The 18,020-nt window shown below is 66.1% G+C and carries 14 protein-coding genes; 4 read left to right on the forward strand and 10 right to left on the reverse strand.

Translation table 11 applies throughout. From position 1 onward, the window contains the following. The first annotated feature begins 160 nt into the window (after positions 1 to 160). The 4 genes from CLM73_RS02160 (at position 161) to CLM73_RS02175 (ending at position 6,258) form a co-directional block, all read left to right on the forward strand. Positions 161 to 2,251: a primosomal protein N' gene (locus CLM73_RS02160; protein WP_234015795.1), complete on the forward strand. Its 2,091-nt coding sequence runs from the start codon at positions 161 to 163 to the stop codon at positions 2,249 to 2,251. 242 nt (positions 2,252 to 2,493) lie between these two features. Beyond that, complete coding sequence (locus CLM73_RS02165; RefSeq protein ID WP_105237126.1) at positions 2,494 to 4,557, forward strand: UvrD-helicase domain-containing protein; 2,064 nt, start codon at positions 2,494 to 2,496, stop codon at positions 4,555 to 4,557. 103 nt (positions 4,558 to 4,660) lie between these two features. Continuing rightward, positions 4,661 to 5,515 (forward strand): class II glutamine amidotransferase, encoded by an 855-nt coding sequence (locus tag CLM73_RS02170; protein WP_105237127.1) that lies wholly within the window; start codon positions 4,661 to 4,663, stop codon positions 5,513 to 5,515. A 125-nt stretch (positions 5,516 to 5,640) separates the two neighbouring features. Continuing rightward, positions 5,641 to 6,258 carry a hypothetical protein gene (locus CLM73_RS02175; protein ID WP_199778236.1) on the forward strand — a complete coding sequence of 206 codons (618 nt, stop codon included), beginning with the start codon at positions 5,641 to 5,643 and terminating at the stop codon, positions 6,256 to 6,258. A gap of 91 nt (positions 6,259 to 6,349) precedes the next feature. Here the strand turns inward: CLM73_RS02175 and dapD are convergent, their stop codons facing one another. From dapD to CLM73_RS02230, 10 genes are all read right to left on the reverse strand, one after another. After that, on the reverse strand, positions 6,350 to 7,327 hold the full coding sequence (gene dapD, locus CLM73_RS02180) for a 2,3,4,5-tetrahydropyridine-2,6-dicarboxylate N-succinyltransferase (protein ID WP_105237129.1): 978 nt from the start codon (positions 7,325 to 7,327) through the stop codon (positions 6,350 to 6,352). 1,247 nt (positions 7,328 to 8,574) lie between these two features. After that, positions 8,575 to 9,705 (reverse strand): M20 family metallopeptidase, encoded by a 1,131-nt coding sequence (locus tag CLM73_RS02190; RefSeq protein ID WP_105237131.1) that lies wholly within the window; start codon positions 9,703 to 9,705, stop codon positions 8,575 to 8,577. 33 nt (positions 9,706 to 9,738) lie between these two features. Beyond that, positions 9,739 to 10,644, reverse strand: a complete 906-nt coding sequence (locus CLM73_RS02195; protein ID WP_105237132.1) for an alpha/beta hydrolase — start codon at positions 10,642 to 10,644, stop codon at positions 9,739 to 9,741. Further along, the gene (locus tag CLM73_RS02200; protein WP_105237133.1) at positions 10,644 to 11,654 is read right to left on the reverse strand and encodes an ABC transporter ATP-binding protein; all 1,011 of its coding nucleotides are present in this window, start codon (positions 11,652 to 11,654) and stop codon (positions 10,644 to 10,646) included. The genes CLM73_RS02195 and CLM73_RS02200 overlap by 1 nt, the downstream gene beginning before the upstream one ends. Positions 11,655 to 11,657: 3 nt before the next feature. After that, the gene (locus CLM73_RS02205) at positions 11,658 to 12,635 is read right to left on the reverse strand and encodes an ABC transporter ATP-binding protein (protein WP_056564870.1); all 978 of its coding nucleotides are present in this window, start codon (positions 12,633 to 12,635) and stop codon (positions 11,658 to 11,660) included. Continuing rightward, complete coding sequence (locus CLM73_RS02210) at positions 12,632 to 13,552, reverse strand: ABC transporter permease (protein ID WP_105237134.1); 921 nt, start codon at positions 13,550 to 13,552, stop codon at positions 12,632 to 12,634. The genes CLM73_RS02205 and CLM73_RS02210 overlap by 4 nt, the downstream gene beginning before the upstream one ends. A gap of 6 nt (positions 13,553 to 13,558) precedes the next feature. Next, on the reverse strand, positions 13,559 to 14,536 hold the full coding sequence (locus tag CLM73_RS02215; protein WP_056564864.1) for an ABC transporter permease: 978 nt from the start codon (positions 14,534 to 14,536) through the stop codon (positions 13,559 to 13,561). 58 nt (positions 14,537 to 14,594) lie between these two features. Beyond that, positions 14,595 to 15,578 carry a succinylglutamate desuccinylase/aspartoacylase domain-containing protein gene (locus CLM73_RS02220; RefSeq protein ID WP_199778237.1) on the reverse strand — a complete coding sequence of 328 codons (984 nt, stop codon included), beginning with the start codon at positions 15,576 to 15,578 and terminating at the stop codon, positions 14,595 to 14,597. Positions 15,579 to 15,711: 133 nt separating this feature from the next. Further along, positions 15,712 to 17,325, reverse strand: coding sequence for an ABC transporter substrate-binding protein (locus CLM73_RS02225; RefSeq protein WP_105237135.1), 1,614 nt, complete (start codon positions 17,323 to 17,325; stop codon positions 15,712 to 15,714). Between the two features lie 376 nt (positions 17,326 to 17,701). Further along, on the reverse strand, positions 17,702 to 17,935 hold the full coding sequence (locus CLM73_RS02230; protein ID WP_008161006.1) for a hypothetical protein: 234 nt from the start codon (positions 17,933 to 17,935) through the stop codon (positions 17,702 to 17,704). Positions 17,936 to 18,020: the final 85 nt, after the last annotated feature.

Raw genomic sequence — 18,020 nt, forward strand, 5'->3', positions numbered from 1 at the left:
ATTCCATTTTCTGATGTTGCTCTCGCCTTTTCCCCAAAGTTATCCACAGGCGCCGGTGGATCAGTGGCACCGGAGCAGGCGAAAATCCGCCGACGCTGCCGCGCGGTGTCCTCATCCTTTCGGCTAGTCCTATATCAGTAGATGAATGTCCCCAGACTCCATGCCTGACGCGCAAGCGAATCCCGACACCGCAGCGGTGTGCTGGGTGCGCGTCGCGCTGGACGTGCCGCTGCCCGGCCCGTTCGATTACCGCAGCGACGCGCCGATTGCGGCCGGCCTGCGGGTGATCGTTCCGTTCGGCCGCCGCAAGATGATCGGCGTGGTGGTCGACAACCCTGCAGAGCCGTCTTTCGAGCCCAAGCAGATCCGGCCGATCGAGGCGGTGCTGGACGATCTGCCGCCGTTTGACGAGGCGTGGTTGCGCATGGCGCGCTTTGCCGCGGACTACTATCAGCGGCCCCTGGGCGAGGTGATGCTGCCCACGCTGCCGCCGCCGCTGCGCAAGCCCACGTCCTACCAGGGCAAGCGCTCCGGGGAAGGACCCGTGGCGCGCATGGATGCGCGCAAGCGCAAGACCGCGCGGGCGCCCGCCACGCCCGACCAGCCGCCGGCGCTGAACGAAGCCCAGGAGGCGGCGGTGCAGGCCATTGGCGCGCTCGGCGGCTTCAAGCCGGTGCTGCTCCATGGCGTCACGGGCAGCGGCAAGACCGAGGTCTATCTGCGCGCCGCCGAAAAGGTCCTGGCGGCAGGGCGCCAGGTGCTGCTGCTGGTCCCGGAAATCAATCTGACGCCGCAGCTCGAAGCCGCGCTGCGGGCGCGTTTGGAAGCGCTGGTCGGACCCGAGGGGCTGGCGGTGATGCACAGCGGCCTGTCCGACGGCGAGCGGCTGCAGGCGTGGACCCGCGCCCAGCGCGGCCAGGCGCGCATGTTGCTGGGCACGCGCATGTCGATCTTCGCGCCGCTGACGGAGCTGGGCCTGATCGTGGTCGACGAAGAGCACGATACGTCCTACAAGCAGCAGGACGGACTGCGCTATTCGGCACGCGATCTGGCGGTGTGGCGCGCGCACGATCTGAACATTCCGGTGGTGCTGGGTTCGGCCACGCCGTCGCTGGAAACCTGGCAGCACGCCGAGCGCGGACGCTACCTGCGCCTGACGCTGCCCGGCCGCGCACGGTCAAACGAGCTGCCCAAGATCCGCCTGGTGGATACACGCCGCCTGCAGATGAAGCAAGGGCTGTCGCCCCAGCTTCTTGAAGCCATTGGCCAGCGGCTCGAGCGCAAGGAGCAGGTGCTGATCTTCCTGAACCGGCGCGGTTACTCGCCGGTGCTGCATTGCCAGTCCTGCGCGTGGGTCAGCAACTGCCCGCGCTGCACGGCCTTTACCGTGCTGCATCGCACGGACTTTCGCGGCCATCGCCTGCAGTGTCATCACTGCGGCTATCAGGCCCCCGTGCCGCGCGCCTGCCCCGAATGCGGCGACCAGGACCTGGCGCCCATGGGCCGCGGCACGCAGCGCGTCGAGGAACACCTGGCCGAACTCTTTCCCGAGGCGCGCATCCTGCGCATCGATGCCGACAGCACGCGCAAGAAGGGCAGCGCCGAAGCGCTGTTCGCGTCCGTGCACGCGGGCGAGGTCGACATCCTGGTCGGCACGCAGATGGTGGCCAAGGGCCACGACTTTGCGCGACTGGGGCTGGTCGGCGTGCTGAACGCAGACTCCATGCTGTTCGCCCACGATTTCCGCGCGCCCGAGCGCCTGTTCGCGCAGCTGATGCAGGTGGCCGGCCGCGCGGGCCGTCATCAGGGCAACGGCGAAGTGCTGATTCAGACCGGTTACCCCGAGCAGCCCGTGTACCAGGCCTTGCTGCGCCACGACTACGCGGGGTTTGCGCGCCACGCGCTGCACGAGCGCGAAAGCACCGGCTTGCCCCCTTACGTCTACCAGGCGCTGCTGACCGCCGAGGCGCGCGAGCTGAAGGTGGCCCAGGCGTTTCTGGAGCAAGCCCGCGTGCTGCCCGAGGGCGAATGGGCGGCTGATTTTCCTGGCATGGACGCGATCATGCTGTACGACCCCGTGCCGCTGCGCGTGGTGCGCGTGGCCAACATCGAGCGTGCCCAACTGCTGGCCGAAAGCAGCAGCCGGCCGGCCCTGCAGGCGTTTCTTGCGTCGTGGTCGCACCACCTGCCCCACCTGGCCAACGAGGCGCGCGTGCGCTGGCAACTGGAAGTCGATCCGCTGGAAATCTGACGGGCGATTGCCCCTTGCGAAGGTGCGCGGATCTGTCCCTTCGGCAAGCCGCCGGTGCGCCATCGACCCGATTGTTCTATGATCGTCTTCCTCTATCGCACCGGCGCGGCAGACCCGCTGCGGCGGCTGCGCCCGTCCCCTTTTTCTCGCGTTTTTCCGGCCCATTGACGGGCAGCGGCAGGCCCCTTGCTTGCCGGCTGCGCTGGCATGGCCGCCGCGACGCATGACGACCTGAATCTCCAATGTCCGCAAGCGAACCGATTGGCCACGGCATGAATCCCGCGCAGCGCGAGGCGACGCTCTACCTGGACGGCCCTTGCCTCGTCCTGGCGGGCGCCGGCAGCGGCAAGACGCGCGTCATCACGCAGAAGATCGCCTACCTGCTGCGCGAATGCGGCTACATGGGCCGCAACGTCGTCGCGCTGACCTTCACCAACAAGGCCGCCCGCGAAATGGACGAGCGTGTGAAGACGCTGGTCGACCGCAAGCTGTCCAAGGGCCTGATCATCAGCACCTTCCACTCGCTGGGCGTGAAGATGCTGCGCGAAGAGGCGCGCAACGCGGGCCTGAAGCCCACGTTCTCCATCCTGGACGCCGACGACGCCATGGGGATCATCCAGGAACTGCTGGCGACCACCGACAAGGCGCGCCTGCGCCACGTGCAGGGCATCATCTCGCTGTGGAAGAACGCGCTGCTGGAGCCGGACGACGCCGCGCGCGAAGCCATCACCCCGGGCGACGTCGAGGCCGCCAACGTTTACCGCAGCTACGCCGCCACGCTCGCCGCCTATCAGGCAGTGGACTTCGACGACCTTATCCGCATTCCCGCGCAACTCCTGGCCAGCAACGAAGAAGTGCGCACCCGCTGGCAGAACCGTGTGCGGTACCTGCTGGTGGACGAATACCAGGACACCAATGTGTGCCAGTACCGGCTGGTGCAGTTGCTGACCGGCCCGCGCGCCATGTTCACCGCGGTGGGCGACGACGACCAGGCCATCTACGCCTGGCGCGGCGCCACCATCGAGAACCTGGCCAAGCTGACCACCGACTACCCCAACATCAAGCTCATCAAGCTCGAGCAGAACTACCGCTCGGTGCAGCGCATCCTGGCGGCCGCCAACCAGGTCATCGAAAAGAACCCCAAGCTCTTCGAAAAGAAGCTCTGGTCCGAGCTGGGGGTGGGCGAACCCATCGTCGTGTCGGCCATGGACGGCGAGGAGCAGGAGGCCGAGTCCATCGCCATGAAGGTGTCCGCCGCGCGCTTCGAGCGCCAGGCGCAGTGGAAGGATTTCGCCATCCTGTACCGCAGCAATCATCAGTCGCGCATCCTGGAGCAGGCACTGCGCAACCTGAAGATCCCGTACACGATCTCCGGCGGGCAAAGCTTCTTCGACAAGGCCGAAGTGCGCGACATCCTGGCCTACCTGCGCGTGCTGGCCAACGACGATGACGACCCCGCCTTCATCCGCGCGGCCACCACGCCCAAGCGCGGCATCGGCCAGACCACGTTGCAGGCGCTGGGCCAGTACGCCGCCAGCCGCGAACTGTCGCTGCTGGCCGCCGTGGCCGAAACCGGCCTCGAAAGCGTCCTGGCGCCGCGCCAGCTTGAACAGCTGCGCACCTTTGCGGAATTCATCCGCCGCATGCAGTGGCGCGCGGGTCGCGGCGCAGCCTCCGGCAAGGACGCGGCGCCTGCGGAACCGGCAGGCGCGATCCTCGACGACCTCCTCGAAGCCATCCAGTACGAACGGCACCTGTTTGAACTCTTCGAAGAACGCCCCGCGCAGACACGGTGGCAGAACGTCCTGGAGCTGACCGGCTGGCTCAAGCGCAAGGCCGAGGAAGACAACATGACGCTCTTCGACCTGGTGCAGCACGTGGCGCTGGTCACCATGCTGGAGCGCGGCGAGGAAGAAGCGCCCGACGCCGTCAAGATGTCCACGCTGCACGCTTCCAAGGGCCTCGAATACCCGCACGTGTACCTGGCGGGCGTGGAAGAAGGCCTGCTGCCTCACCTGGGCAAGGACGACGAAGTGGGCGATCCGGCGCGTGCCGCCGAGAACCTGGCGACCCGCATCCAGGAAGAGCGGCGCCTGATGTACGTCGGCATCACCCGCGCGCAGCGCAGCCTGAACCTGAGCTGGTGCAAGCGCCGCCGTCGCGCCCGCGAAGACCTGGTGCGCGAACCGTCGCGCTTCATCGAGGAAATGGGCCTGGGCGACGTGCGCATCCAGGAGGACGACGCGACCGCCGCCATGAGCCCCAAGGAGCGCATGGCCATGCTGAAGGCGCTGCTGAACAAGTAGGGGCCGAGTCAAGCCAAGCTGGGGAAAGCGGGGCCCCGGCGCGGGCTTGAAGAAATGCGCGGGTCGCTCCTACACTGGCCTGTCCGGATCGAAGGAGCGCATCATGTGCCGTTGGCTGGCTTACACCGGTAGTCCCCTGCAGATGGAGAGCGTGCTGTTCAAGGCCAAGTACTCGCTCATCGAACAAAGCCTGCATTCCCGCCTGGGCGCCACCACCACGAACGGCGATGGTTTCGGGCTGGGCTGGTACAGCCGCCCCATCGAGGGCCGCCCCAGCGAACCGCCGTTCCGCTATCGCAGCGTGCATCCGGCGTGGAACGACCGCAATCTGCGCGAGGCGGCCCGCGCCATCCATGCGCCGAATTTCGTCGCACACATCCGCGCCGCCACCGACACGCCCGCACAAGAGACCAACTGCCATCCGTTCCGCCATGGGCAATGGCTGTTCGTGCACAACGGTCTCATCCGCGACTACCCGCTGCTGCGGCGCGATCTGATGCTGATGATCGCGCCCGCGTATTTCGGATCGCTGGAAGGTTCCACGGATTCCGAGGTGATGTTCCTTCTGGCGCTGACGTTTGGCCTGGACGAAGACCCGATCCCCGCGCTCGCCCGCATGGTGGGCGCCGTCGAGGAAACCGGCCGGCGCCATGGCGTGGCGCATCCCATCAACATGACGGTGTGCGCGCTGGACGGCGAGCGGCTGATTGCGGTGCGCTATTCCAGCGAAGGCGACTCGCGCACGCTGTTTCACAACACCTGCGTGCGTCACCTGCGCGAACTCTACCCGGATAACGCGCAGATCGCCGCCCTGGACGACGACGCCTTTCTGCTGCTGTCCGAGCCGCTGTCGGACATGGCCGGTGTCTGGGAAGAAGTGCCCGAGTCCACGGCGATCATCGCGGGTCGCGGCGACGTGCAGCACCTGCGTTTCGCGCCGATTCCGCCGGGCGAGTGATTTACGTTCAAAGTGCTGGAATTGGGGTCATCAAGCACGTATTTCGCATATGGGGGAGAATACGGCTCGCAAGACATTGCGACGTCCTGGGCCGCGATAGCACCCCAATCCATTCAGGAAGTTGCATGACAGATAGAGAAACCCCGCAGGCCCTAGACGCATTCGCGGTGTTTACCCGCACGGGGAGCGCCCCGGATTGCTTTGAATTGCACGAAAACGGCGTTGTCAGCCAGGAAGGCGGCGCCCGCATCTACACCGCATTTGCGGACATCCAGGACCTTTGCCTGTACACCGGCCAGCCGGACACGGCAGCAGGATCCGCCGACCGCCTGGCATACCGCAGCCCCGCGCAAGGCGCCTGGACGGTTGCCGCTGGCGTCGACGAATTTCCCGCCTTCATGGACGCCTTCCGCTCGCACTACGTGGCGCGCCGGCTGCCGGTTCTGGAGTCGCTGACGGAACAGGGCGCGCGCGTCACGTTCCGCTATGTCACCGGCGGCACCTTCCCCGACTTCGAGACGCGCGAAGTGTCCTTGTCGGCGCAAGGCCTGCACCTCGACGGCGTTACGTGGCCCTACGAGTCGCTGCAACCCATCGATCTCAATGACTGGACCGACACGGTCACCCTGCAGGACGACAGCGGCAAGACGGTCTTCTCGTGCCGCGTCGCGCGCATCCTGAGTTCCGATCTTTTCGTCAACCTGGTCTACAACCAGTTGGGGCAAACGGCGGAATACGCCTGACGCCACGGCGCCGGCTCGGGTGACCGAGTGCACGCCGCCTCACTGATATGGCCGCTCGCAGCGGCCATATTCCATTCAGTGGCCCGAATGGTCAGTGGCCCGCATGCAGGGCGGGATTCAACGTGCCCCACGCTGCGGTGCGCACCAGCGCTTCCACCGCGCCGGTCTGGGAATTGCGGCGGAACAGCAGCCCGTGCTGGCCCGCCAGCGACACGGCCTTGACCACCGCACCCTCCGGCGTCAGCACACGCGTGCCGGCGGTAACGTAGCAGCCGGCTTCGACCACGCAGTCGTCGCCCAGCGAAATGCCAATGCCGGAATTGGCGCCGAGCAGGCAGCGCTTGCCGATGGAAACCACCTGCTTGCCGCCGCCCGACATGGTCCCCATGATCGACGCGCCGCCGCCGATATCGGTGCCGTCGTCCACGATCACGCCCGCACTGATGCGGCCTTCGACCATGGACGCGCCCAGCGTGCCGGCGTTGAAGTTGCAGAACCCTTCATGCAGCACGGTGGTGCCCGGCGACAGATGCGCGCCGAGCCGCACACGCGCCGTGTCCGCGATGCGCACGCCACTGGCCACGACGTAATCGGTCATGCGCGGAATCTTGTCCACGCCGCGAATTTCCAGCACCTGCCCGGTGGCGCGCAGATGCCAGCGCAACGCGTCGACCTGATCCACCGCACACGGCCCCACCGAAGTCCACGCGACGTTGGCGAGCACCCCAAACAACCCATCCAGATTGGCGCCGTGCGGCCGGATGAGCCGGTGACTGAGCAGATGCAGACGCAGGTAGGCGTCATGAGCATCGACGGGCGGCTCGTCGAGCGACGAAATGGCGGTGCGCACGGCCACGATATCGACCTTGCGGCGCGTGTCCCGGACGAGGGCTGTGGCAACGTGCTCGCCAAGGGCGGCGCGCGCTTCTTCCGGCGTCAGATGACGAGTCCCGGTGGGCGGCGCGTTGTCGGCGAGGGAAGGACGCGGATACCAGGTATCAAGGATGGTGCCGTCGGCGGCTAACGTGGCTAGGCCGTAGGCGATGGCGCTGGTGGGGGCGGCGGACATGAGAGGTGGTGGAGATGGCGATTTTGGTGGGCGTCATTCTAGGCGAATGGGTGTGGATGGTGGTGGTATTCGGATGGTGGCGTCTTTTGTCTGCGCATGAAGCTTTATCTAGGTGTCTGACACCCGATGAGATGGTGTTTCATGCTGAGATCATCTTCCCCGGGTGTCTGACACCGGCCTTCGTGTAGATAGTCTTCGTAGGTCGCCCGACGCCGCGGTCACCGGGGAGGCGATCGCCCACGATTGCGGTCCGGAGCCTTCGCTCCGGACTGCCCCGTCGTCATCTTCGTCCGCCTCCGGCTCCCTTCAGATTCCCTCGGGCGCATCGACGGCGCTCGCCTCCCCGGTGACCACGACGCCGTGCTGCTAGGGTCTTTGGTTTGCGCGCTGCAAGACCTGTGGACAGGGCAGGAAGTCTGCGGGGCCGCCGGGTTGCTGCCGCCCGGGCGGCGGCAACCCAGCATTGGGTCGGTGGGGCGTCGTGGCGGTGTGCGCTTCGCGTTGGCGGTGATTGGCTTGCTAATGGGCCACCGTCACGGGGGAGGGGCGGTGATGGGCGGCGCGGCGACGGTCAGCCACAACTTGCCGACCAGTACGCGCCGCCCATCGGGCACTGGAGTTCAATTGACGATTAATGGCGAGCAGATTTGCGTTTGCGGATCTGCCGGGTGTCAGACACCGGAATCAGTCTTAGGAATTTGTGGGTGTCAGACATCGGAATCAGTCTTACGAATCCGTGGGTGTCAGACACCTGGATCAAATGCAGCCACGCGCGAAGCGTCATCGCTACAACGCCAGACGCTGCGTAAGTCTCCGGAGGCCGCCCGCGCGGCCGAACGGAGACGGGCACCGCAAGACGCTTCTGGCCCGAGGAGTTCTACACAAAAACGCCAAGCACGCCGATCGTCCCAGCCGTCTAAAGACTCGAATTGCCAGAGTCCGGTGCGGGGGCGGCCCGGGGTGCGCGGGGCGTCGATAAGCCCGAGGGAATCTGAAGGGAGCCGAAGGCGGACGAAGATGACGACGGGGCAGTCCGGAGCGAAGGCTCCGGACCGCAATCGTGGCCCCGCGCGCCCCGGGCCGCCACCGTGCCGGACGTCTTAAGAACCATAGCCGCCACCGTGCCGGACGTCTTAAGAACCATAGCCGCCACCGTGCCGGACGTCTTAAGAACCATAGCCGCCACCGTGCCGGACGCCTTAAGAACTCAAATCTTCGCGCAACAAAACCGCGAAAAAACCAAACCCTTAAGCCAAATCCCGCAGCAGCAATTCCCAAAACTTCAACCGCTGCTCCAACGTAGACACCAGCACATACTCATTCAACGTATGCGCCCCATCTCCATCAGCTCCCAACCCGTCCAGCGTCGGAATACCCATTGCCGACGTGAAGTTGGCATCGCTGCCGCCGCCCGTCATCGGCGCATCCTCAAGCAGAAAACCCGCGCGATCCGCAAAGCCCTGCACCAACGCCAGCAACGCAGCCGCTTCTTCCGTCTTCACCATCGGCGGACGGTTCAGTTCCACGTCGATGTCCAGTTCAACATCCGGACCCACTGCGCACAGTTCACGCATCCGGCGCAGCACGTCTTCCGCAGCCCCCATGTCAGGCACCCGGAAATCCACCACGCAGCGGCACAGCGCCGGAACCGTGTTGGTGACCGTACCGCCCGCGATGGTCCCAACGCTCACCGTGATGCCACGGTCGTAGTCCGTCATGGCTTCCAGTGCCAGCACCTGGTGCGCCATTTCACGAATAGCGCTGCGGCCCTTCTCGTGCTGCATGCCTGCGTGTGCCGGGCGGCCCTTCACGTTCAGGTTCAGCATGCCCGTGCCCTTGCGCGCCGTCACGCACTTGCCGCCGTTGGGACGGGCCGGTTCGCAGACCAGCGCGTACTTGGCATTGGCGGCGAAGCGTTCGATGTGCGTGCGCGACGCGTGGCTGCCGGTTTCTTCGTCGGGCACCACCAGGAAATCCACCGGCAATTGCGTTGCACCCGGACGCGCCACGCCGGCCAGGGCCGTCAGCGCCAGATAGATGCCCGCCTTCATGTCATAGCTGCCCGGGCCGTAGAGACGGTCGCCGTCGATGCGCACCGGGTTCTCCAGCAGCGTGCCCACCGGGTGCACCGTGTCCATGTGCGCCAGGATCAGGATGCCGGGACGCGTATCGCCCGGCGCGCGGTTGGTCGCGTACAGCAGCGGGCCCGTCGTGGGGCCCAGCGACGACAGCTCCACCGTCAGGCCGGCGGCGGCCGCGTAGTCGGCGATGATGCGCGCCATTGCGGCGATGCCTTCGGGGAAGTTCGACGGCGATTCGCATTGCAGCCAGCCTTGAATGCCGGCGACGATCTGTTCAGTGCTTTGAGTGTTGGACATGGCGGTATCGGATTTCAGCAATGGAAAAGGGGATCAGGCAACTTGCTGGCCGGCCAGGCGGGCCAGTTCAGCGTCGTCGGGCATCTTGCCGTCGAACCACAGGCTGGCGCAAACGGCCGACATCGCGCGGCCGTCGTGGCCGATGCCGGGTACGACCTGCAGCGTCCAGCCGAACGGCACGCCGCGGCGCTCGGCTTCCTTGCGGCCGAACTCGAAATAGTTCTGCGCGCGGGCGAAGCGGTGCGGGCCCTGGCGCATCGCGGCGGGTTCGGACGGCAGGTTGGGATCGTTGGTCTCGATGTCCTTGTCGCCCGCCAGGATCGTCATCGGGTAGGCCAGCAGCTTCACCAGGTGATCCTCGGTCAGCCCCACGCCGTCCATGCCCTCGGGATAGGGATGATCGAACGTCGGCAGTGTGTACCAGCCGGGATTGCCCGCCGTCACCGCCTTGAAGGGCGCGTGCGACTGGCTGCTCATCAGGCGATGAACGAATTGGCCGCCAGCGCTGTGGCCGAACAGGTAGACGTTCTGCCCGTCGGTGATTTCGCCGGCGATCATGTCCTTGATGACGTTGCCCACCAGCGCATACGTCCAGCCATCGATGTGGCGCGGATTGCCGCCGGCCGAAAACACGCGGCCGTTGTTGTAGCTCTCAACGCCCGGCCAGATCTCGTTCGAGAACGTCAGCGCCACGATCAGCAGCTTGTGCTTGTCGGCGGCTTCGACCCAGAAGTCCCGGTACTCGTCGCCGTTGCGCAGCACGCCGTGCTGCACGATGACCACCGGGCGGTCCGGCGTGTAGCCGTAGGGGCGATAGGTCTGCAGCTTGAACGGACGGTCGTGGTTGCGGTCCTCGTCCACGTACAGGATGGTGTTGCGGCCGGCGTGGCCCATTTCGATGGCGATGCGGTCCACGTTGGACATATCGGAAGGTTTCATCAGGCGCTCGCTTCGTTCAGGTGGCAGGCCGACCAGTGGCCCGCGGAGATTTCTTTCAGGGCCGGCGCCACTTCGCGGCAGCGCGGCATCGCGTGGGGGCAACGGGGATTGAACGTGCAGCCGGAAGGCGGATTCAGCGGCGACGGAATCTCGCCCTTGATCGGCGTGAACTTGCGGCCGCGGCGCGCCACGTCCGGCACTTCGGCCATCAGGGCCTGCGTGTACGGGTGGTTGGCGCGGGCAAAGATTTCGGCCGACGTCGAGATCTCGACGATCTTACCCAGATACATGATCGCGACGCGGTCCGAGATGTGCTTGACCACGCCCAGATCATGGCTGATGAACAGGTACGTAAAGCCGTGCTGTTCGCGCAGGTCCATGAACAGGTTGATCACCTGCGCCTGAATCGACACGTCCAGCGCGGCCACCGGCTCGTCACAGACCAGGAACTTGGGCGCCACCATCAGCGCGCGGGCGATGCCGATGCGCTGGCGCTGGCCGCCCGAAATCTGGTGCGGGAAGCGGTCGCGGTATTCCGTGTCCAGACCCACTTCCGTAAGCGCCTGGTCGATGCGGCCGGGAATCTCGGCCGGGGGCGCCAGCTTGTGGACCTTGAGCGATTCGCCCAGGATCTGCCGCAGCCGCTGGCGCGGATTCAGCGATGCCTGCGGATCCTGGAAGATCATCTGCACGCCCAGCGTGTACGCCAGCTTGTCGGCGCCGCGCAGGCGGTTCGCGTCCTGTCCTTGGTACAGCAGTTCGCCTTCGGTCTGGCGGTGCAGGCCGGCCACGACGCGTCCCAGCGTGGACTTGCCGCAACCGGACTCGCCCACCAGGCCCACGACTTCGCCGCGCTTGATGGACAGGTCCACGCCGTTCACCGCGTACACGGTGCGGCGGTCGATGGGGCGGCCGGTCAGGGCGAGGATGCGTTGGGCCAGGTCAGGCCGTTGCTCGAAGCGCTTGTGGACGTTCTTGAGCTCGATGACGGGGGTATCGGCTTGGCTCATTGCTTACTGTGCCTCGCGGGCGATCGGCACGTAACAGCGATAGCTGCGCGAACCTTCGGTGGTGACGGAGGGGGCTTGCTCGGTGCAGCGCGTAACCGCATTGGTACAGCGCGGCCGGAACGCACAGCCCGACGGACGGCCGGCAAGGCTGGGCGCCATGCCGTTGATCTGGTGCAGGCGCGCGCCCGGCTGCGTGGCGCCAGGCATGGAATCCAGCAGGCCCCGGGTGTAGGGGTGGCGCGGCGCATCCAGCACCTGTTCGACCGGGCCGCTTTCCACGATGCGGCCGGCATACATCACGGCCACGCGGTCCGCCAGCTCGGCCACCACGCCCAGATCATGGGTGATCCAGATCAGCGCCGTGTTGTGCTCGCGGCAGATCTGCTGCATGCGGTAGAGGATCTGGCCCTGGATGGTGACGTCCAGCGCCGTGGTGGGTTCGTCGCAGATGATCAGGTCCGGCTTGTTCAGCATCGCAATGGCGATCGCCACGCGCTGGCGCATGCCGCCCGAGAATTCGTGCGGATAGCTCTTCAAGCGCGTCTCCGGCGACGGAATGCCGACCATGGCCAGCGCCTCGCGGCAGCGTTCCTCGGCCTGGGCGCGCGGCACGTCCTCGTGCGTCAGGATGGCTTCCATCATCTGCTCGCCGATGCGCAGCACCGGGTTCAGCGTCATCAGCGGGTCCTGGAAGATCATGGCGATGCGATTGCCGCGAAGCTGGCGCATCTGCTCTTCGGACAGCTTGCGCAGGTCCGTGCCCTTGAACTTCACCTCGCCGTCGACGACTTCGCCCGGTGGGTCGATCAGACCCAGCAGTGAAAAGCCCGTGACGGACTTGCCGGAACCGGATTCGCCCACCAGCCCCACGATCTCGCCTCGGCGCACGGTCAGGTCGACGCCGTCGACCGCCAGCCACGCGCCGGCCTCGGTATGGAATGCAGTGCGCAGGCCGCGCACATCAAGAAGAATGTCGCTCATGCTCGACGGGGATCCAGGCTTTCGCGCAGGCGGTCGCCCACGATATTGATGGAGAGGATGAGAACCAGCAGCGCAATGCCCGGGAACAGGCTGATCCAGTAGTCGCCCGACAGCAGGTACTGGAAGCCGTTGGAGATCAACAGGCCCAGCGACGGTTCGGTGATCGGCACGCCCACGCCCAGGAACGACAGCGTCGCTTCCAGCGCGATCGCGGTGGCGATCTGGATGGTGGCGAACACCATCACCGGACCCAGGCAGTTGGGCAACAGGTGAAAGAGCATGATGCGCCAGGCCGGAAAGCCCAGGTTGGCGGCGGCCTCGACGTATTCCTTGCGGCGTTCCTGCAGGGCGCGGCTGCGCATGATGCGCGCGTAGTGGCCCCATTGCACAAGGACAAGCGCCAGGATCACCTTGTCGACCCCTCGGCCCAGCACCACCAGCAGCACCAGCGCCACGAGAATGGTCGGAAAGCCCAGGATGAAGTCGACGATGCGCATCAACACGGTGTCGACCCAGCCGCCGATGTAGGCGGCCACCAGGCCGATCGCGCCGCCGATGGCGGTTGCCAGCACGACGGCGGACAGGCCCACCATCAGGCTGATGCGCAGGCCATACAGGATGGCGCTGAGCATGTCGCGGCCCTGGTCGTCGGTGCCCAGCCACGCGATGCTGCCGTCCATCAGCGCCTGGCGCGGCGCGAGGCGGCCGTCCATGAGCGACAGGTTGGCCAGATCGTACGGATTCTGCGGCGCAAAGAACGGCGCGAAGACCACCAGAATGATCAGGACGGCCAGCGCGATGACCGAGCCGCGCACCGTGGGGCGCGCATGCAGTTTTTTCAGAATGGCGGCGCGCCGGGGCGTCTCGGCCAGAGGCTGGACGGTGCGGGTGCGGCCGGGATTGGGAGAGTTAGCCATGGCGGTTCAATGAGCGGGGGCCACGAGCTGCACGCGCGGGTCGAGCGCCGCGTACAGGATGTCGACAACCAGGTTGATGATGACGAAGATCAGCGTGACCAGCATCACGTAGGCGACGACGACGGGGCGGTCGAGCTGATACACGCTGTCAATCAGCAGCTTGCCCATGCCGGGCCACGCGAACACGGTCTCGGTGATGGTCGAGTAGGCGATCAGCGTGCCGAACTCCATGCCGATCACCGTGACTACCGGGATCAGGATGTTGCGCAGGATATGGCGGCGCACGATGCGGCCGGGCTTGACGCCCTTGGCGCGCGCGAACTTCACGTAGTCCTGGCTGCGGGCCTCCACCACGCCGGAGGCCGTCAGGCGCAGCACCAGGGCGATGTTGGCCAGGGCCAGGTTGATGGCCGGCATGATCAGATGCGACCAGCCGTCGGCGGTCAGGATGGACAGGCGCACGCCCAGCACGGTCACCGTGTCGCCGCGGCCGGTGGCCGGCAGCCAGCCCAGCCAGACGGCGAACAGCAGGATCAGCATCATGCCCTGCCAGAAGTTCGGCAGCGAAAAGCCCAGCACGGACGAGGCCATGATGCCGCGGCCCACGTACTCATCGCGGTACAGGCCCGCGACCAGGCCGAGCGGAATGCCGATCACACAGGTCAGCATGATTGCGACGATCACGAGCTCGAACGTGGCCGGAATGCGCTGCACGATCAGCTCGATTGCCGGGATGCCGTGCACGAACGAGGTGCCCAGGTCGCCGTGCAGCGCGCGCCACAGGAACCCGGTGTACTGCTGCCACACGGGCAGGTCCAGGCCCAGGCGGGCGATCATCGCCTCGCGCGCGGCCTGGCTGGCTTCGGGGCTGACCAGCAGTTCGATCGGGTCGCCCACGGCATACACCGCGAAGAAGACCACGACCGATACGGCCAGCAGCACGAACAGACTCTGTATCAGTCTGCGTAGGATGAACAAGGCCACGAGATGATTTCCTTGGTGGGCTCAGGGTTGGGGAAAAGCCGGGGGTGAAAGGCTGATGCTAGGCGATCGGCTGCGCCAGGCGCACGACGGTGACGCCGGGCCGCAGGTTGGCGGTGGACGGCATGATGAGCACGCAGTTGTCGTACGGGGTGGTGACGGGCTCGCCTTCCGACCAGCCGATGACGGTGCCCGCTTCGGGCAGCATCTCCAGGCCCTTCCAGGGCTCGGCAAAGCGGAAGTCGGCACTCTTGGCGGCGACGGCGTGAGTGACGCGCAGCGCGCGCTGCAGCGGCGCGCCGGGCGCGAACCAGGCGGCGGGGATGTCGCTGCGGTCCACCGTGCCGGCTTGCACCAGAAAGCGCGCCATCTGGTCGGCGGCCACGCCGCGCGCCTCGGGGGCGCCATGGAAACCGCATTCAATCAGCAGGGACCGCGTGCCGTTGTCGCCGGCTTCGCCGAAGCGGCCGAAATCGCGCATGCGCACGCCGGCGGCATGGCCGGCGTCGGCAATGATGGTGGCGGGATTGCCCAGGGCCAGCGCCAGATCGATGTTGCGCTGTTCCAGACCGGTCAGCTGCAGCGGCACGTCGGAATTGCTCATCGAATGAAAGTCGAGCAGCCAGTCGGCCTCTTCAACCCACGGGCGGAGCTCGGCGGCGCGGCGGCGCTCTTGCGTGATCGGCGCGGACAGCTTGTCCTCGCTCCAGACGCGGTTCATGTCTTCGTCCACGAAGCGCGCGGGGGCGTAGTTGCGGGAATCGAAGCGGTCGAAGGCCGCCAGGTTACAGAACGCCAGCGTCAGCGTGCCGCGGCGCGGGCGCAGGCCGGCGGCAAGCAGGTCCTTCAGCGCCCAGGCGCCGCACAGCTCGTTGCCGTGGATCAGCGCGCTCAGCATCACCCGCTTGCCGGGCGCGCCGGAATCGAAATGCCAGACGCCGGGCGTGTCGGTGTTGCCCAAGCGCTCGGCCGACAAGTCCGGACAGGCCAACAGGAAAGGACGGGGAGCAGGGGCGGACGAAGACGGGGGCAAAGACGTGGGCATGGCGGTTCCGATGAAGCGAGACGATTGTAGGGGATGGGGCGGGGGGCTCGGGCAAAGCGGGGCGTAATTGCGCCGCCACAAGGCAAAACGGCTGCACGAGGCAGCCGTTTCTTCTTTACTCAGCCCTGCCGGCTCACTTGGCGTCAGGCTTGACCGAGGTGGCCAGGGTGTACTGGTCGCGGCGGCCTTCGTACGAGATGCCCTTGCGGTACGCCCAGATGCTGCTTTCGAAGTGCAGCGGGATCAGCGGCACGTTGTCCAGGGCGATCTGGGTAGATTCCTGCAGCAGCTTTTCGCGCTTGGCGGGGTCAACCGTCACGATGGCTTGCTTGTAGACCTTGTCGAAGTCGGCGTTCGAGAAGCCGCCGTAGTTGCTGGTGCCCAGGCTGACGGGCGAATCCAGCGTGGCAACCCACAGCTGGAACAGCGCCGACGCTTCACCCGTTTCCGCCGGCCAGCCGCCCATCGAGAAGCTGAACTCGCGCTTGGCGCGCTTGGGGAAGTAGATGGAGGCGGTCATCGCGTCCACGTTGGTCTTGATGCCGACGCGGGCCAGGTACTGGGCCACGGCCTGCGCAACCTGGCCGTCGTTGACGTAACGGTCGTTGGTGGACGACAGCGTCAGTTCAAAGCCGTTCGGGTAGCCGGCTTCGGCCAGCAGCTTCTTGGCGCCTTCCGGGTCGTACTTGATTTCCGGGGCCTTGGGCAGCGCGCCGAACATGCCGTCGGGCATGAACTGGTAGGCCGGGGTGGCCATGCCGTCCATGATGCGGGCGGTGATGGTCTTGCGGTCGATGGCCATGTTGATGGCCTTGCGAACGCGCAGGTCCTGCAGCGGGTTCTTGCCGTCGGCGCTCTTGACGAACGGGCTCGGGTTGCGGCCCACGTCCGGCTGGAAGAACACCAGGCGGGTGGACGGCGTGGCCACGAAGCCGAACTTCGGGTTGTCCTTCAGGCGCGGCAGGTCACGCGCGGCGGGGTTTTCGATCATGTCGAAGTCGCCGGACAGAAGACCGGTCAGGCGCGGGCCGGCGGACGGCACCGGCACGAACTTCACTTCCTTCCAGTGCGGCTTCTCGCCCCAGTAGTTCTCGTTGCGGACCAGCTCGATGCCGGTGCCCTTGACGTAGGACTTCAGCATGTAGGGGCCGGTGCCGATGGCGTCCTTGCCGTTGTTGAAGTCGACCACCGTGGGCCAGGCGCCCGTCACGCCGCAACCCTTCTTGGGGTCGTACGTAAGCTTGCCGTGTTCGACGATGCCGTTCCAGATGATCGGCAGCGAGCGGGCCAGTTCGGCCGGCATCAGGGGGAAGGGTTCACCGGTCGTGATGATGACGGTGTGCGCGTCCGGCGTCTGGACGTCGGTGATGCGCTTGGTCATGTCCATGTAGGACTGCGACACGTTGGTTTCGTTGTTCAGCGTCCGGCAGATCGTGAACAGCACGTCTTCGGACGTGAACGGCTTGCCGTTCGAGAACTTGACGTCGTCGCGCAGCTTGAATTCCCAGGTCAGGTCGTCCAGGTTCTTCCAGGAAGTCGCAAGCTGGGGCACCAGCTTCATGTCGGCGCTGCGGCCCACCAGCGAGTTGTAGACGTGCGCGGAGAACGCGTCGTTCTGCGTCATCTTGTGATAGTGGGGGTCCGCCGAGGTCGGTTCGGCCGACAGGCCGATCTTCAGCGTCTGGGCTTGGGCGGCTGCCAGGGGAATGGCGGCGGCCACAAGGGCCAGGGTGGTGCGCAACTTCATGGTGACAACTCCGGATGGGGAACGAACCGGATCGTGCGGGCGGCCACGCGCGCCAGGGGACGACTGCGTCGGCCAGGGGGCTTGCGGGGAATTGTCGCCAGGGCACGACGGCAAGGGGCCGATTATCGGTAGGGGGTTCGCGCGCTGTCAATGCGCAGCGGCGATCGAGGCGCTAGGGAAAACGCCGAGAGGGGGAGGGAGAGAGGGCGTCGCGCGGTCCCTTTTGGGACCGCTTGCGACGCGATGGCGCCGGTGAGGGGACGGGCGCCGAAGCGTTGCGGCGGGCGCCTGGGGAGGGCCAGGCGGGCGCTGCAACGGCAGCGCGCCAGGCTGATTCGCGGGAGATCGGTCGCGATTCAGCGTGGCGCGGCTGTTATTACCACTGCGATCCGGAGAAGCGCGAGCTGGCGGCGCGAGCCTTGTTCATCGATTCGTTCACTTCGTCGATGAAGGCAAAGACGGCGGCAACAGCGGCTGCTACGGATTGGCCAGCCTTCTTCAGGCTGGTCAGCGGGTGAGAATTCGGTTGGTTTTCGAGAGCGCCGCGGAGCAGGTCACGCTCCAGCGCGTCGGTCAGGCGGGCAGTGTTGTTCAGGGTCAGTTCGCTCATGGTTTGGCTCCAGTCCGTTTCGTCATGGGGTAAACCATTATAGGGATAACCCTAGAACAATAGCAATGCTCTTTTTAGGGAAAAC

The organism is Achromobacter spanius, from assembly GCF_002966795.1.
GTDB classification, from domain to species: domain Bacteria; phylum Pseudomonadota; class Gammaproteobacteria; order Burkholderiales; family Burkholderiaceae_B; genus Achromobacter; species Achromobacter spanius_D.

Coding starts and splice junctions, on each gene's coding strand:
- CLM73_RS02160 (WP_234015795.1), top strand. CDS start 161: ATGCCTGACGCGCAAGCGAATCCCGACACCGCAGCGGTGTGCTGGGTG.
- CLM73_RS02165 (WP_105237126.1), top strand. CDS start 2,494: ATGTCCGCAAGCGAACCGATTGGCCACGGCATGAATCCCGCGCAGCGC.
- CLM73_RS02170 (WP_105237127.1), top strand. CDS start 4,661: ATGTGCCGTTGGCTGGCTTACACCGGTAGTCCCCTGCAGATGGAGAGC.
- CLM73_RS02175 (WP_199778236.1), top strand. CDS start 5,641: ATGACAGATAGAGAAACCCCGCAGGCCCTAGACGCATTCGCGGTGTTT.
- dapD (WP_105237129.1), bottom strand. CDS start 7,327: ATGTCCGCCGCCCCCACCAGCGCCATCGCCTACGGCCTAGCCACGTTA.
- CLM73_RS02190 (WP_105237131.1), bottom strand. CDS start 9,705: ATGTCCAACACTCAAAGCACTGAACAGATCGTCGCCGGCATTCAAGGC.
- CLM73_RS02195 (WP_105237132.1), bottom strand. CDS start 10,644: ATGAAACCTTCCGATATGTCCAACGTGGACCGCATCGCCATCGAAATG.
- CLM73_RS02200 (WP_105237133.1), bottom strand. CDS start 11,654: ATGAGCCAAGCCGATACCCCCGTCATCGAGCTCAAGAACGTCCACAAG.
- CLM73_RS02205 (WP_056564870.1), bottom strand. CDS start 12,635: ATGAGCGACATTCTTCTTGATGTGCGCGGCCTGCGCACTGCATTCCAT.
- CLM73_RS02210 (WP_105237134.1), bottom strand. CDS start 13,552: ATGGCTAACTCTCCCAATCCCGGCCGCACCCGCACCGTCCAGCCTCTG.
- CLM73_RS02220 (WP_199778237.1), bottom strand. CDS start 15,578: ATGCCCACGTCTTTGCCCCCGTCTTCGTCCGCCCCTGCTCCCCGTCCT.
- CLM73_RS02225 (WP_105237135.1), bottom strand. CDS start 17,325: ATGAAGTTGCGCACCACCCTGGCCCTTGTGGCCGCCGCCATTCCCCTG.
- CLM73_RS02230 (WP_008161006.1), bottom strand. CDS start 17,935: ATGAGCGAACTGACCCTGAACAACACTGCCCGCCTGACCGACGCGCTG.